General features: G+C 54.7%; 10 protein-coding genes. 4 read left to right on the forward strand and 6 right to left on the reverse strand.

Annotation, left to right across the window (positions count from 1 at the left end; genetic code table 11):
- The first annotated feature begins 284 nt into the window (after positions 1-284).
- The 3 genes from PHACT_RS09160 to PHACT_RS09170 all read left to right on the forward strand — a co-directional run bounded on the left by PHACT_RS09160 (position 285) and on the right by PHACT_RS09170 (position 7439).
- Entirely contained in the window at positions 285-3140 is a 2856-nt protein-coding gene (locus PHACT_RS09160) for a TonB-dependent receptor (protein WP_169819430.1), read from the forward strand.
- A 146-nt stretch (positions 3141-3286) separates the two neighbouring features.
- On the forward strand, positions 3287-3892 hold the full coding sequence (locus tag PHACT_RS09165; protein ID WP_169819431.1) for a TIGR02466 family protein: 606 nt from the start codon (positions 3287-3289) through the stop codon (positions 3890-3892).
- Positions 3893-4445: 553 nt separating this feature from the next.
- Positions 4446-7439 (forward strand): TonB-dependent receptor plug domain-containing protein, encoded by a 2994-nt coding sequence (locus PHACT_RS09170; RefSeq protein WP_070117163.1) that lies wholly within the window; start codon positions 4446-4448, stop codon positions 7437-7439.
- Positions 7440-7579: 140 nt separating this feature from the next.
- On the opposite strand, the gene PHACT_RS09175 is transcribed toward PHACT_RS09170, so the two are convergent.
- The 4 genes from PHACT_RS09175 to glyQ are packed head-to-tail and all read right to left on the reverse strand — an operon-like array spanning position 7580 to position 11953.
- Positions 7580-8323 (reverse strand): lysophospholipid acyltransferase family protein, encoded by a 744-nt coding sequence (locus PHACT_RS09175; RefSeq protein WP_070117165.1) that lies wholly within the window; start codon positions 8321-8323, stop codon positions 7580-7582.
- Positions 8320-8874, reverse strand: a complete 555-nt coding sequence (gene gmhB / locus PHACT_RS09180; protein ID WP_070117167.1) for a D-glycero-beta-D-manno-heptose 1,7-bisphosphate 7-phosphatase — start codon at positions 8872-8874, stop codon at positions 8320-8322. The genes PHACT_RS09175 and gmhB overlap by 4 nt, the downstream gene beginning before the upstream one ends.
- 5 nt (positions 8875-8879) lie before the next feature.
- On the reverse strand, positions 8880-10967 hold the full coding sequence (gene glyS / locus PHACT_RS09185) for a glycine--tRNA ligase subunit beta (protein ID WP_070117169.1): 2088 nt from the start codon (positions 10965-10967) through the stop codon (positions 8880-8882).
- Positions 10968-11011: 44 nt separating this feature from the next.
- Positions 11012-11953, reverse strand: coding sequence for a glycine--tRNA ligase subunit alpha (glyQ, locus tag PHACT_RS09190; RefSeq protein ID WP_083264472.1), 942 nt, complete (start codon positions 11951-11953; stop codon positions 11012-11014).
- Positions 11954-12094: 141 nt separating this feature from the next.
- Between glyQ and PHACT_RS09195 the strand changes: the two genes are divergently transcribed.
- Positions 12095-12958 carry a lysophospholipid acyltransferase family protein gene (locus PHACT_RS09195; RefSeq protein ID WP_211284387.1) on the forward strand — a complete coding sequence of 288 codons (864 nt, stop codon included), beginning with the start codon at positions 12095-12097 and terminating at the stop codon, positions 12956-12958.
- Positions 12959-12990: 32 nt separating this feature from the next.
- Here PHACT_RS09195 and PHACT_RS09200 read toward each other — a convergent pair whose 3' ends face one another.
- Together PHACT_RS09200 and trkA are read right to left on the reverse strand one after the other, a co-directional pair.
- The gene (locus PHACT_RS09200; RefSeq protein ID WP_070117173.1) at positions 12991-14442 is read right to left on the reverse strand and encodes a TrkH family potassium uptake protein; all 1452 of its coding nucleotides are present in this window, start codon (positions 14440-14442) and stop codon (positions 12991-12993) included.
- A 22-nt stretch (positions 14443-14464) separates the two neighbouring features.
- Positions 14465-15838, reverse strand: coding sequence for a Trk system potassium transporter TrkA (gene trkA / locus PHACT_RS09205; RefSeq protein WP_070117174.1), 1374 nt, complete (start codon positions 15836-15838; stop codon positions 14465-14467).
- Positions 15839-15857: the final 19 nt, after the last annotated feature.

Raw genomic sequence — 15857 nt, forward strand, 5'->3', positions numbered from 1 at the left:
AAAACCCTCACAAATTCGTCACGCCACTGACATGCTAACGCTCTACCCTTGAAGCCGCTATAAGCGAATGACATTTTGGTAGGCAGCAGTTTGAATCAGTCGATCAGTCAATACACAAAATATTGGCATGGCCCTGACCACATCTCGATTAATGCCTTCCAGTTATTTCTCCAACAGGCATTTCAGAGGTATACATGGCGCAACGCAATTGGTTTCAGGCACTCCCCCGTTCTAATAATAATTCGGCAATTGACACAAATCGAGGTTTAAAAAAACGCGGTTTGTTGTCCGCCGCCATAGCCGTTGCGCTGTTTTCGACGAGTGTAAGCGCTCAGTTCAATGATGGGCTGCTGACTGGCCGGGTTGCTGAATCAGGCAGCGGACGTTCACTGGAAGGCGCGATTGTCACCATTCCCGGCACGAGCTACCGTGACTATACTGATGCCAGCGGTCGTTACTCAATTCCCGATCTGCCTCCCGGTGATTACACACTTGAGGTAACTTACGTTGGTCTGGCACCAACACGGATGGAGGTGTCAGTCTCCGGGGACCAGTCCACTGCCTACAACATCGATCTGTCTCGCCTTGACGGTGTCGAAACCATTACAGTGAGCGCAAGCCGGACCGGCACAGACCGGGCGATCAACGAACAAAGAACGGCGGCCGGCATCGTCAACGTGATTTCGGAAGAATCATTTGGCGCCATGCTCGACGGAAACATCGGCCAGGCCATGCAGCGACTGCCAGGCATCAGTGTCAATCAGGGGCAGGACGGCGGCCATGGCGACATCAATATTCGTGGTATCGCCGGTGAGTTCAATTCAGTTCAGATTGATGGCAACCGTGTGCCCTCCTCTGGATCCAGCAACAGTTTTAACCCGCGTCAATTGGCTGCCGATGGCGTTACCAAAATTGAAGTGATCAAGGCGCCAACACCCGACCGCGATGGCGATGCAGTCGGTGGAATTGTCAACATGGTCTCCCGCAGTGCTTTCCAGCGCCAGGGTCGGGAAATGAGCCTTGATGTTGCCGGCGTGCTAAACGAGGAGCCCAATAACTGGGGTAGCTCGGCGAACTTCTCATACTCTGACATCTATAGCGTCAATGGCGGTGAAAAAAATCTGGGTATCAGTTTTTCCCTGAGTCGCTACGACAGCGACCGTTATTCCAGAAACTCTGACATGGACTGGGTTCAGGTAACGCCGGAGACGAATCCCGAGCTTGAGCTTGCTGCCAACGGCCAGCCGGTCTGGTTTATGGAATCGACTCACTTTGAATACGATACCCGTACCACCGTCACCAATACCCTGAGTGGTTCCATCGATTTCAGAGTCGGTGATAATAACTCATTCTATTTCCGTCCTCTGATCAGTGAGTATGAACAACGCGGCGTTAAGTACGAGACCGACATAGATATAGATACACGCTTCCAGAATGAGGCAGGCGGACGCAAAACCTACGCCGAATTGACACCGACTTATGGCCGCGGCACCGAAGACAGTGAAGCGTCGCGCGGCTGGATTGGCACACTGGAGGACAGTAAAAACAACCTGTACTCATTCTCAGTGGGTGGTCGCCATGAATACGATTCCGATAGCCTGAGCTATGACCTGTCGTATTCCCGCAACAAGAGCACTATCACTGACGACAGTGAGCTGAACATGCTGATGGAGCCAGATGACCCATGGTTCATTTTCGAGTACGAAGTAGTTGATGTGAATGCCGGTGATGTCCGTGTCAATGGACTTAACGGTCAAGATCCGACAGACCTGAGTCTGATGTCTGAAGGTGAGTTGGAGAAGATCTTCGGCAACAAAGAGGATGAAGTGTTCAGTTCGCGTATTGACTGGCAGCGAGCTTTTACCCGCGGCAATGACACTTTTACGCTCAAGACGGGTGCCAAATACCGCGTCAGCAACCAGATGCGTGACATTACGGTTGATGTGTATGAAATGGATGACAGCTTTCCGTTCGCGGATGTCCTGGTGCCAACAGACGATGTTATTTTCCTGAAACAGAAATACTTCGATGCTCAGCCACAGGTTGCACTGGACATGCTCAGAAGCAACCCTGAGTTGTTCGAATTCGTCGAAGACGGATCACTGGAAGACAGCAATGTGGAAGACTACGACGCCGAAGAAACCATCTCGGCGGGCTATGTCATGGGTACCTATGAAACCGGTATGCATACCATCATTGCCGGTGTCCGGCTGGAACGTTACGAGTGGTCCAACCTCAACAAGACAGTGAGTTTTCTCAATGAAGTGGGCACGGTTACGCCAGTGCGTAGAGGCGATTCGCATTCATTCCTGTTGCCAGGCATTCATTTCCGGCATGAACTGAGAGATAACCTGATTCTGCGTGAAAGCTACAATCGCAGCTACGGGCGTCCGCGATTGAGTGAACTGTCGCGAGGTCGATGGGTCGATGATGAAGGCAATATCGAAGACGGCAATGCCAATCTGGTGCCGGCGATCGCCGACAACTTCGACGCTCAGCTGGAGTACTACACTGAGCGCGGTGGTCTGTATTCCGTTGGGGTTTTCTACAAGGACATCACTGACTTTAGCTACACGCAGACCTACAACTTTGACGAACTGGACGCGAACGGAATTCCGGTGCCTGCCGAAGGTGGAGACTTTGAATACGAGCGTCCGGTGAATGGCGCCAATGCCACCAACTACGGCCTGGAATTGATCGCCCGACAGGATCTCTATTTCCTGCCCGGTGCACTCGACGGGTTGAGCGTTGCGTTGAGTACAACGCTGACCGAGAGCGATGCCGAGTACCCTAACAGGACAGACGGTCGCGACCTGCCACTGGAGGGTTTTTCCGAGCTACTGTATACCGCCACGTTAAATTACACATGGCGGAACCTTGATGCGCGCGTCGACTATACCTATCGGGATGACTACATTGAGGGCCTGGGCAGCACCATTGAAAGTGATGAGTTTTATGCCGCCGAAGACCGCATTGATGCTGAAGTGCACTACAGCTTCAGTGATCGGATGCGCGGTTTTATTACTGCCACCAATCTCACGGATGAGCCGCAGGTGTCTTACCAGGGTTATCCTGGATTTGTTGAGGACACCAGCTTCTCTGGACGCAAATACACGATTGGCCTGCGTTACGATTTTTGATACGCACAGGCAAAAAACGTTAAAAAAGGGGGGTTGCTTTGCAACACCCCTTTTTTATGCGCGCAGTATGGCCAGGCGCAATGCCACCTGCAGCGGTCGCCGTCATGGTTTATACTGACGGAAAAAAGCATAAACGGGAGAAAACATTGGAGATCATTCCACAATCGATATTCCCCAGCGTTGTCTGGAGCACCCTGTTCGACGACCGCGAAAGCTTGAACATCAAGCTACTTGAACAGGCCAGAGCAATGCAGGCAAGCAACCCGGCAGGCGTAGCGAACACCAATGTGAAGGGCTGGCAAAGCCCCGGTATTCTCCAGACCCTGACTGAATTCGAAGTCATTAACCGCAGAATTCTGCAGGTCTGTCAAAGCATCGGAGACTCGCAGAACTTTTCCCGAGATGTAATCTATCAGCATCAAGCCTGGATCAACATCAGTCCGCCGGGCGCATCCAACAAGATTCACTATCATGCCAACTGTCATTTTAGCGGCGTTTATTACATCAGCCTCAAGGCACCTGAGTGTGGCAGTATTTTCTTCCGGGATCCCCGGGTCGCCTCCAGAATGTTGAGCTACCCGGCTGATAAACCAACCCAGTTCACCACCGACGAAATGTCCATGCGGCCCGAGGAAGGAAGGATGTATGTGTTTCCAGGCTGGCTGGAACATGGTGTCGAAGTCAACCAGAGTGACCAGGACCGGGTAAGTATCAGTTTCAATGTACTGGCCGCTCGCGGACCGGCACGGTAGTCGCTGGCACTTTCGCTGCGCTCTATGACCAAAAACTGCGGCTCTCAGGCACGCTGCGAGCGTTTGGGGCCAGTCGCAGTGTCAGATCCTCTATAACAACCAGCTCCTCCGGGTTGAGGCCAGCGCGGGCGTGCCGCCCGCAATTGAAATCGCACGTGCGTAAAAACGACGTTACGGGTCTTTCCATTTCTTCACTCTCCGCGCTATGGCCAAGATGCGCCGTATTTTCCGGAAACATCGCCTGATTTTTAACACAAAAGTCATGGCGGCAAGACATTATAGCGATCGGTCGTTCACCGCAGACGCGCGTCTTTACAGGCATCTGGGTGTGAAAGAAGTTTAAATGTGGCCTTGCGGTTTGAATGAAAGTTCTGTAGTTTTGAAGTTGTGACAATTTGCAACATATTTGACGGGGCGGTACAACAGTCCTTCAGGACGGCCTGCTCTTTCGTCATCAATCAATCCGAGTTGGCCAGAGAGTTAACCCTAACTCATTGTTTTGTCACAGATAAGAAAGTTCATAAAGGTAAAAAATAAAAAAACGGAGAGACTTATGAATCCAAAAACCCCGAATGACGCTCGACAACGAAGAATACCGCACAAACGCAGACTGCTTTGTGCAGCGATTTCACTGTCCCTGACCCCACTGGCGACGCCTTCATTCGCCCAGGAGCAGGAAATCGAAGAGGTCGTGGTTACCGGCTCCTTTATCCGCCGAAGCGAGGGTTTCAGCCAGGCATCTTCAGTAACTCAGGTATCCGCCGAAGACCTGATCGACACCGGGACACTGAACATGGGTGAGGTGATTCAAAACCTCAGCTTTGTTAATGGTTCGGCTTCCGCAACGACCAATACCATTCAGGGCACAAGCTCCCTCAGCAACTCCGTTGACCTGCGAGGCCTGGGTGCAAGCTCGACGCTAACGCTGCTCGACGGCAAGCGCGTGGTTGATGAAAACCTGAACAACATGATCCCCACCATCGCCATCCAGCGTCTGGACATCGTCGCTGACGGTGCCGCGGCACTTTACGGTAACGAAGCCGTGGCCGGCGTTGTCAACTTTATACCGTACAAGTCCTATGACGGATTCAAGCTCGACACATTCACCGAGCGGGATTCACGTGGCGATTACGAAGAACATTCGGTTCAGGCACTGTGGGGCGAACAGATCGGTCCTCTCGATGTTGTTCTGGCCGGCCAGTTCCGTACCAACAGCCGTCTTGCCTGGGACGAGCGCAACAAGCTGACCAATTCCGGTCTCGTGCTTTCGGGCAACGCACCGGGTAACTGGTATGTTCCCGACCGTGACGCCAGCGGCCAGTATACCGGCGACCGCTCTTCTGCCATCGACCCGAACTGTGGATCGCGCACAGAGCGCACGGATTACGTGGAAGGTGCTAACAACAACCCATTCGGGGCTGCACTGGGTGCCAACTGTTACTTCGACTTCGGTGATACCCGAAGCTTCCGTGAACCACAGGACATCACGCAGTATTTCAGTAACGTAACCTGGGACGTCGCCGACGACCTGACGCTGTCCCTGCAGGGTTATCGCACCAAGTACCACTCGATGACCTATACGTCGACGTCCAATCCCGGTGACTCCCGCGTCCCCGAACTTCCGACTGTACGCGGCGAAATGCCAGGCAACCCTTTCCGCGCTGTCAATGCCAGCAACCAGCCGTTGTTCGGCTTTGATGCCAATGGTGACGGTGTGCCGGATCGCGGTACCGTGGACGTTAATAACGACGGTCGCATGGACGCCCTCGTGGCAGGCACGACTGGGGGCCCCGGACTGATTCCACTGTATGAAGATGTCCAGGCGCGTAGCTTGCGTCCAATCAACAAAACCCATACTCCATCGGACGGCCACACTACCGATATGGATAACCTGGGTAGTTACACCGACCGTGTCAGCCGTTATTCATTCCAGGCTGACTTCGCTGTGCCGTTTATCGAAGGCTGGGAAGGTATGGCCGCATACACCTACGGCGAGGCCAACCTGAAGTTCATGTCGAACCAGAACTACGACATTGAAGCCATGAAACAAGGCCTGAACTGTGACGTGGTCAACGACCGAGAAGCCTGCTACAACCCATTCTTTGTAGTGGACCAGTCAACCAACAACACGGTCCACGTGATGAACGCGGTTGCAGGTCGAAGTTATGAGTATACCCGTGACACGCTGGCTACGGTCGACATCGTGCTTAACGGTGAACTCCCCATTCCCGGCGGTTTTGAACTGCCTGGTGGCGTAATCGGCGCCGCCGTTGGTTACCAGAACCGCGCCAGCAGCTATCGCAACACGCCTTCTCTCCAGGAGATCCGTGGCGATACCTTTATTGGTACTGCGTCCACTGAAGCGGTGACCAGCGGTAGCCGTGATGTGGATGCGTACTTTTTGGAGTTGGCGATCCCGCTACTGCCCTCCCTCGAGATTGAGGCCGCAGTGCGCCGTGAGGAATTCAGCACCGGCCAGGAATCCACCGATCCGAAAATTGGTGCGACGTGGCAAGCCACCGACTGGCTGACTCTGCGTGCCACCCGTGGCGAAGCGTTTATCGCGCCATCCCTGGAGCAATTGCTGAATCCAGTGACATGTGGTCTGGATGAAATCACCGACCCGTTTGGTCCTCACTCGGGCTTTACGGTTGCCTGTGGCGGCGGTAATCCGACGCTGGAAAACGAATCGGCAGAATCGAAGCAGTTGGGCATCGATCTGGAATTTGATAACTTCGATTTCCATGTCACCTGGAATGAAACCGATTTCGCGAATCGTATTGTTGGCACCAGCGGCCAGCAAATCGTCAACGCCGACTTCCAGGATTTCAAGGCCGCGACTGGTTTTGCTGGCGACGGTACGGTTGGCAACAGACCTTCGGCTGCACAGCTGACAAGCTGGGTTAACAGCGGCGCTTCCGATCCGTCCATCATTCGCGATCCGAACAACATCCAGTCGATTCTGCGTGTAGACAACACTGGTAGTGTTAACGCGGAACGCGTGAAGGTGACAGCCTACGACATCGTGGCGAACTACCGCTTCGGTTTTAATGACTGGGGTGATTTCCGCATTGGTTTGCAGGCAACCTACCTGGATGAGTTCCTGTTCCAGGCCAATGCTGACGAGGATATCGTCGATGGCGTTGGCATGCAGAACGACGCCACCGGTGCCGCACCGGCGCTGCCGGAATGGAAAGCCAATCTGACGTTGGGATGGTCGAGGGGCAGCCACTCCGTGGTATCAATCGTGCACTATGTTGATGATATGATCTATGACGGCCCGACATTCAGCCACATAGACTTTTTCAGTGGCACTTACCGTCCGGCTAATATCGTCGACACAGGCATCAAGGCCTGGACCGACATGGATATCGCCTACACTTACCGTGGCCTAGAGCTGTTTGATGGCGAAATGGCGTTGAGTATCGGTTCGCGCAACGTGTTTGACCGTGAAGCGCAGCGTACGCCGCAACTGGCGGGTGTACTGGGTGAGTTGCAGGACCCGATGGGTCGTTCAATCTACGCACGTCTGGTCTACGACTTCTAAGTTCGTCGCTGATCGATAAAAAAGGGGCTCTTCGGAGCCCTTTTTTTTATGCCAGGTCTGGTATCCAGATATAGACACGTCATGGCTGGAGTTGTCACAGATCTGCGCACACCCGGTGTTGCCGACTGTGCGAACCGACTTTAGGCGGTTGCTGCCGGACCGTCGGCGTACTCAAGGCCGAGTTCAAGACGACGGGAATCGACCCAGTCGAGAAACTCCTGATTCACCTCTTTGGAAGTCTTTCCGGTCACATTGATAGGCTGGCCTATAATCAGTTTGATGGTGCCGGGGTTCTTGCGGGTAGTCCCCGCAGGCCAATGGCTGCCGGCATTGTGCAACACAGGGATAATCGGCGTTTCCGTGGCGACAGCCAGCTGCGCGCCGCCGCGGGAGAATTTGCCGAGTTTGCCAGGCGCTGCCCGGGTGCCTTCGGGGAACACCAGAATGGAGACACCTTCGTTGATGCGTTCGCGACCCTGTATCAACAGCGATTTGCCCGCCTCGCGGGGTTTGCTGCGATCAATGGCAATCGGGCGTTGCAGCCGCAGTGCCCATCCCCAGAACGGAATATCCAGTAACTCCTTTTTCAGAATCGGGCAGGCGGGACTGAACAACTGATACAGAAAGATGGTTTCCCAGGTGCTCTGATGATTGCTGAACACCACCACGGGTTGATCCGTCAGATTGTTAGCACCCTCGATTTCGTAGCGCACGTTGCTGGTGATACGTAACCAGCCGATCACCAGCCGGCACCATAGTGCATAAAGATAATACCGGCGCCGCGGCGTCAGTATCCAGAATACCAGCACGATCGAAACCGAAATAATAAAGGTCAGGCCGGCGTAACCGAGGAAAAAAAGTATAGCGCGAATTTTGGCAATCATGATTGGTCAACACCCAATTGGCTGTCACTGAAAGCTGCCAGATCCGGGTATATCCGGATGTTGGCGAGATCGGCAGGCAGGCCGGCGTCCAGCGTGGCCTGCCCTTTTCCGGAAAGCACCAGTACCGGTTCACACCCGGCACTTTGTGCCGCTTGCAGGTCCCGCAGGCTGTCTCCCAGAAAAGGTGCGTTACTTACCGTGACGGTAAGCTGTTGCACAATTTCTTCAACAAGGCCTGGCAACGGTTTTCGGCAACGGCAGCCATCGTCGGGGCCATGCGGGCAATAAAAGAAACCGGTAATGATGCCGCCGGCTGCTTCAACCTGATCATTGATGCTTTGATGTATACGGGCCAGTACAAATTCGTCGAACAGTCCGCGCGCGATGCCAGACTGATTGGTCGCCACTACGACCTGGTAGCCGGCTTTGCTGAGCCGCGCAATCGCATCGATGCTACCCGGCACCGGGATGCATTCGTCGACTGATTTGATGAAGGCATCCGAGTCTTCGTTGATGACGCCATCGCGATCCAGAATAACCAGCTTTGTCATGCTGTTTACGTCGTGTGTAAGCAGGAAATGTCAGCGACGTGCAGGAACAGTGTGCGCAGTTCCCGCAGCAACGCCAGGCGATTGTTCCGCACTGCTTCGTCATCTGCCATCACCAGTACATCGTCGAAAAACGCATCCACCGTTGCGCGCATCCCGGCCAGTGCTTCCAGTCCCTGATTGTAGTCTCGCTGTTTGAACATCGGCGCAACTGTCTGCGCCATCACAGCCAGGCGTTCAGCCAATGCAATTTCCGCGGGTTCGCTGAGAAGAGACCTGTCTACCGAGACTGCCGCAGCGTCCGGTTGTTTTTGCAAAATATTGGAAACACGTTTGTTGGCTGCGGCCAAAGCGGCGCTTTCCGGCAGTGTACTGAATTGCTGAACCGCTGAGACCCGCAAGGCAAAATCCAGCGGTTTGGCGGGTTTTAATTCCATAACCGACTGGAACACGGCGGGCGAGACGCCGTCACCGGTATACCAGGCACGGAAGCGCTCGAGCATAAATTCAAACACCTGAGTGGCAGTGTCGTCCGGTACGCTCAGGCCCTGTTCGGTGTATGCCGTCAGCGCCTGAATGATGGCGTTGTGCAGATCCAGATCCAGTGATTTTTCCACCAGAATGCGCAACACACCCAGCGCTGCACGTCGCAGTGCAAACGGATCTTTGGAGCCGGTAGGTGGCTGCCCGATGGCAAACAGACCACAAATGGTATCCAGTTTCTCAGCGACAGCGAGAACGGCTCCGGTTTCACTTGCTGGCACGGCGTCGCCGGAAAAACGTGGCTGGTACTGTTCATTGATGGCATTGGCCACCTCGCCTGACTCATTGTCATAGCGCGCGTAATACTGCCCCATGATGCCCTGCAGTTCCGGGAATTCGGCGACCATGTGGCTGACCAGATCACACTTGCCCAGCAAGGCTGCACGTTCGCAATGCGCCGGATCGATCGACAGCGCAGTGGCAATGTTGGCGGCCAGTGCCGCGACCCGTCGCGACTTCTGTTCTACGGTGCCCAACTGTTGCTGAAACACAATCGTACTCAACTGCTGCAGGCGCGACGCCAGTGTCTGCTTGCGATCGCTTTCAAAAAAGAAAGCGGCATCAGCCAGTCTGGGGCGAATAACGCGTTCATTACCGGCAATGACCTGCGCCGGATCCCTGCTCTCCAGATTGGCGACAGCAACAAAGTTCGGCAGCATGTTGCCGTCCTTGTCCAGCACGTAGAAGGTTTTCTGGTGATTCTTCATTGATGAAATCAATGCTTCGGGTGGCACTGACAGAAAGTGATCATCAAAGCGCCCGGTCAATGCAACCGGCCATTCCACCATGCTGGTAACTTCTTCCAGCAGATCTTCGTCGATGCGAACTTCGGCATTAAGCGCGGTACCCTGTGCCTGAACCTGTTCGCGGACTTTGTTTTTTCGGGCTTCGTAGTCGGCGATCACATAACCCGGCTTCAATAGTTTCGACTCGTATTCAGCCGGTGATGCCAGTGAAATATCAGTGCCGCAATGGAAGCGATGGCCATGGGTAATCCGGCCACTTTTTATACCGAACAATTCTGTATCAATAACATCGTCACCGAACAGCATCACCAACCAGTAAACCGGACGAACGAATTCATCGCGTGTGCTGCCCCAGCGCATCTTTCGCGGGATTGGCAGTTTCGCCAGTGACGTGGCCACGATACCAGGCAACAATGCCGTTGTTTCTTCGCCGGCTTTGTCGGCCCGGAACACCAGCTTTTCAACACCGTCTTTTTCAACGGTTTCCAGTGCGCTGATATCAACACCGCATGAACGCGCGAAACCAGACGCGGCCGGTGTGGCATTGCCGTCTTTATCGTAGGCCGCCTTGACGGCTGGCCCGAGACGTTCCACTTTGGTGTCAGCCTGTTTGACGGAAAGACGTTCGACCCTGGCGGCCAGTCGACGCGGACTGGTGAATGCCTTGATGGCGCTATAATTCAGGCCGGCACTGTCCAGCCCGGCCTGCAAACCGGCAATAAAGGCGTCGGATAATCCGCGCAGGGCTTTGGGCGGGAGTTCCGCACAACCAATTTCTACTAAAAAATCTTTTTCTGTATGGCTCATGGTGTCAGTTGGCAACGCTGTCGGTAAATTGAATGAGGGGTGACTCAGCCTTTCAAAGCTGCTTCGCGCAATGCCGCCGGTGCCAGCGGAAAACCGAGTTTACGTCGGCTTTCGTAGTAGGCTTCGGCAACCTGGCGTGACAATGTGCGCACACGCAAAATGAAACGCTGGCGCTCGGTTACCGAGATGGCCTGACGGGCATCCAGCAAATTGAAATAATGCGACGCCTTCAGCACCTGTTCGTACGCGGGCAGGGCCAGACCTTTTTCAATCAGAGTTGAGCACTGAGACTCACATTCGTCAAAACTGCTGAACAGCGCATCAACATTGGCATGTTCAAAATTGTAGGCGGACATTTCCACTTCGTTCTGATGGAACACATCGCCGTAGGTCACGACGCCATCAGGGCCGTCCGTCCATACCAGGTCGTACAGACTGTCGACACCCTGCAGATACATGGCAATGCGCTCAAGGCCGTAGGTGATTTCGCCACTGACCGGGAAACACTCGATACCGCCGACCTGCTGAAAATAGGTGAACTGAGTCACTTCCATGCCATTCAGCCAGACTTCCCAACCCAGGCCCCAGGCGCCCAGCGTGGGAGATTCCCAGTTGTCTTCAACGAAGCGGATATCGTGCACGGTCGGGTCAATACCCAGATGCTTCAGCGACGCGATGTACAGATCCTGGATATCCGGCGGGGATGGCTTAAGAATAACCTGAAACTGATAATAGTGCTGCAGACGGTTCGGGTTTTCGCCGTAACGGCCATCGGTAGGTCGGCGGCTGGGCTGCACATAGGCCGTGCGCCAGCTTTCCGGTCCAATCGAGCGCAAAAAAGTCGCCGGGTGGAAAGTGCCGGCGCCAACTTCCAGATCCAGTGGCTGTAATACTACACAGCCCTGTCTGGCCCAGAACTCCTGAAGCGCCAGGATCAGGCCCTGAAAAGTTTTTACATCGGCGATAGCCGGACTCTGCGCGGACAAAACACACCCCAAATTCAATCGGTTGAAAAGCCGCAATTATGCGGGATTAGGCAGTTAATATCTACTGCGCTAAAATGGCAGCCTTCATTCAAACTACCCGTTCGCGAGGCATTGCCCATCGATACCGTCAAATCAATCGTGGTGAAAACTCTGTTGCGAGTGCTGTCATGGATTCCGCTGCCACTGCTGCACAGACTGGCCGCCATGATCGGTGCGTTGGTGTATGCGTTGCCGACCGAAACGCGTCGGGTAACGCTGATCAATCTGCAACGTGCCATGCCCGAGCTCAGCGACAACGAACGGCGCCGACTGGCACGACGCAGTGTGCAGGAAACCATCAAGGCCGGATTCGAGCTGGGTCATATGTGGTATGGCAGTGTCGACAGCGTGATGAGCCTGATCAAGGGCATTCAGGGCAAGGAGCACATAGACCAGGCCCTGGCGAGCGGGCGCAGTATCATCTATTGTTCGCCACATTTGGGTAGTTGGGAGCTGATGGGCCTGTATGTGTCGACACTGGCACCGCTGACGACGCTGTACAAACCGCCCAAAATTCCCGGGCTTAACGACCTGATTGCCGGTTCCCGCGCCCGCGCTGGCGCTGAACTGGTGGCAACGGATCGCGCCGGTGTGGTGAAGCTGACCCGGGCACTGCAACAAGGTGCGTCGACAGGCATTCTGCCGGATCAGCAGCCTCGTGAAGGCGGCGTGTTTGCCCCCTTCTTTGGTCACCAGGCCTATACCATGGCACTGGTGTCTAAACTGGCTGCGCGCACCAATGCCGTGGTGTTGTTTACCTTCGCCAAGCGCCTGCCCGCCGGCGCAGGCTTTGAACTGATCTGCATGCCAGCTGACCCGGATATTGCCAATAACGACACCGTGCTGGCGGCGAGCGCGCTCAACCGGTCAGTGGAAGCCTGTGTCAGGCTGGCGCCTGAACAATACCAATGGGAATACAAACGGTTCCGTAAACGTCCGGCTGATGAATCCGAGCGTTTCTACTGAGACCGGCAATTAAAGCCGTTTAAACAATAGTATTAACGACGCCAGAACATGGGCATGAACAACACCAGCAGCGTGAAGATCTCGAGTCGGCCCAGCAACATGGCCAGGCACAACACCCATTTGGCGGTGTTGCCGATATCGGCATAGTTGCTGGCAACGCCTTCCAGCCCCGGCCCCAGATTGTTAAGACTGGCGCCAACCGCGCTGAAGGCGGTAACCACTTCCAGGTCCAGCGCCAGCAGCACAATCAACAACACCAGATAAACCAGTACGTAGACAGCAAAAAAGCCCCAGACTGATTCGATGACACGGTCCGGCACCATGGTGCGGCCCAGTTTGACGGTGATGACGGCATTGGGGTGGATCAGGCGTTTAACTTCACGAAACCCCTGTTTGAAGATCAACAGAATACGGATGACCTTCATACCACCGCCCGTGGATCCGGCACAGGCGCCGATAATCGAGGCATAAATCAGCAGATAGGGCAGTGCCAGCGGCCAGGAATTAAAATCGGCCGTGGTGAAACCAGTGGTGGTGGCAATCGACACGGTCTGAAAGATGCCGTGCACAAACGCATTCTGCGCGTTGTAGGTTTCGGTCAGATACAGCACCAGCACCGTGAATACGGCGATGGCCAGCAAGATAGACGCATAAAACCGGGTTTCGGGGTCACGCAGGTACTGGCTAACGCTGCGGCGCTGCCAGGCGGTGAAATGCAGGGCAAAGTTGACCCCGGCGAGGAACATAAAAAACACGGCGATCATATTGATAATGTCGCTGTTAAAGTAACCCATGCTGGCGTCATGCGTTGAAAATCCGCCGATAGCGACGGTGGAAAAACTGTGGCATATAGCGTCAAACAGGGTCATGCCGGCGGCCCAGTATGCCAGCGCACACACAGCAGTCAGGCCCATATAAATGTACCAGAGTGCTTTTGCGGTTTCGGCCAGCCGTGGCACCAGGTTGTCGTTTTTCACCGGCCCCGGGCTTTCCGCCCGATACAATTGCATACCCCCGATGCCCAGCATGGGCAGCACCGCGACTGCCAGCGCCACAATACCCATGCCGCCCAGCCATTGCAGTTGTTGACGGTAAAACAGGATGGATTTGGGCAGGAAGTCGAGCCCGGTAATGACGGTGGCACCGGTGGTGGTCAGGCCGGAAAACGATTCAAACACCGCATCGGTCACAGACAATGGTGTATTTGTCGAGAACAGGAAGGGTAATGCGCCGAATATGCTGAGTACGGTCCAGAACAGTGTCACCACCAGGAAGCCATCCCGGGTCCGCATTTCCTGTCGGGAACGCCAGGTGAACACCCATAGACCAAAGCCCACGCCAAAGGTAATCATCAGCGAGGTCAGGAACGAGGACACTTCGCCATCGCCATAGATAAACGACACCAGAATGGAAGGCAGGTTGGCCAGCATGCTGAACAGCATCAACAATACGCCGACGATTTTCGCAACAATGGATATATGCATGGAAGCCAGGAGCCTTTCGATATCAGAAGAAGCTGAAGCCGACAGCAAACAGCCGCTCGACTTCCGGGATACGTTTTTTGTCGGTCAGAAACAGAATCACGTGATCGCCGGACTCAATAACGATGTCATCATGCGCGATCAATACCTCCTCTGCCCGCACGATTGCGCCAATGGTAGTGCCCGCTGGCAGATCGATATCCTCGATGGCACGACCCACCACTTTTGACGAATGGCTGTCGCCGTGTGCGATTGCCTCCAGAGCTTCTGCGGCTCCGCGACGAAGTGAATGCACATTAACAATGTCGCCTTTGCGGACATGCGTGAGCAGACTGCCGATGGATGCCTGTTGAGGCGATATCGCAATATCGATCTCACCGCCCTGTACCAGATCAACATAGGCCGGGTTGTTAATCAGGCACATCACCTTGCGTGCGCCCAGCCGTTTGGCCAGCATCGAGGACATGATGTTGGCCTCATCGTCATTGGTCAGGGCCAGGAATACGTCGGTGTCTTCAATGCCCTCTTCCAGCAACAACTGTTTGTCCGAGGATTCGCCATTCAGCACGATGGCCTTGTTGAGGTATTCCGCCAGGTATTCGCAGCGCGCTGAATTACGTTCGATGACCTTGATCTGATATCGCTTTTCCAAGGCTTCGGCCAGCCGGATGCCGATGTTGCCGCCGCCAGCCATGATGATGCGTTTGTAGGGTTTGTCGAGCCGACGCAGTTCGCCAATCACAGCCCGGATATTTTTGGGCGCGGCAATAAAAAACACTTCGTCGTCCGCTTCGATGACCGTCGACCCTTCCGGGGTGATCGCGCGATTGCGACGGAAGATGGCCGCCACGCGGGCATCAACCTTGGGCATGTGTTCGCGCAGGAAACGGATCTCCTGGCCCACCAGTGGACCACCATAGTAGGCACGTACCGCGACCAGCTGGGCATTGCCGTCGGCGAAGTCCAGTACCTGCAAAGACCCCGGCAGCTCTATCAGGCGGGCGATGTAATTGGACACTAACAGTTCCGGACTGATGACAACATCAAGCGGAATCGATTCGGGTCGGAACAAGCCCTCCTGCGCCATGTACGACGCCGAGCGCAGGCGGCAGATTTTTTTCGGGGTTTTGAAGATGGAGTACGCGATCTGACAGGCTACCATGTTGACTTCGTCATTCTCGGTGACGGCAATAATCATGTCGGCGTCTTCTGCCCCGGCCATGCGCAGTACGTCGGGGTGTGATGGCCAGCCTTGCGCAATGCCCACATCGAGCCGGTCTTTGAGTTCGCGCAAGGCATCTACGTCCGGGTCGACCAGGGTGATGTCGTTAGCTTCGCTGGCCAGATTTTCTGCCAGTGAAATCGCTACCTGGTTACATCCCAGTATTATTATCTTCATGTAATCGCAAGCTCCTGCG

It is taken from the genome of Pseudohongiella acticola (assembly GCF_001758195.1).
GTDB classification, from domain to species: domain Bacteria; phylum Pseudomonadota; class Gammaproteobacteria; order Pseudomonadales; family Pseudohongiellaceae; genus Pseudohongiella; species Pseudohongiella acticola.

Excerpts from the sequence above, each read along its gene's own strand:
- PHACT_RS09170 (WP_070117163.1), top strand. The coding sequence starts at position 4,446 with ATGAATCCAAAAACCCCGAATGACGCTCGACAACGAAGAATACCGCAC.
- PHACT_RS09175 (WP_070117165.1), bottom strand. The coding sequence starts at position 8,323 with ATGATTGCCAAAATTCGCGCTATACTTTTTTTCCTCGGTTACGCCGGC.
- gmhB (WP_070117167.1), bottom strand. The coding sequence starts at position 8,874 with ATGACAAAGCTGGTTATTCTGGATCGCGATGGCGTCATCAACGAAGAC.
- glyS (WP_070117169.1), bottom strand. The coding sequence starts at position 10,967 with ATGAGCCATACAGAAAAAGATTTTTTAGTAGAAATTGGTTGTGCGGAA.
- PHACT_RS09200 (WP_070117173.1), bottom strand. The coding sequence starts at position 14,442 with ATGCATATATCCATTGTTGCGAAAATCGTCGGCGTATTGTTGATGCTG.
- trkA (WP_070117174.1), bottom strand. The coding sequence starts at position 15,838 with ATGAAGATAATAATACTGGGATGTAACCAGGTAGCGATTTCACTGGCA.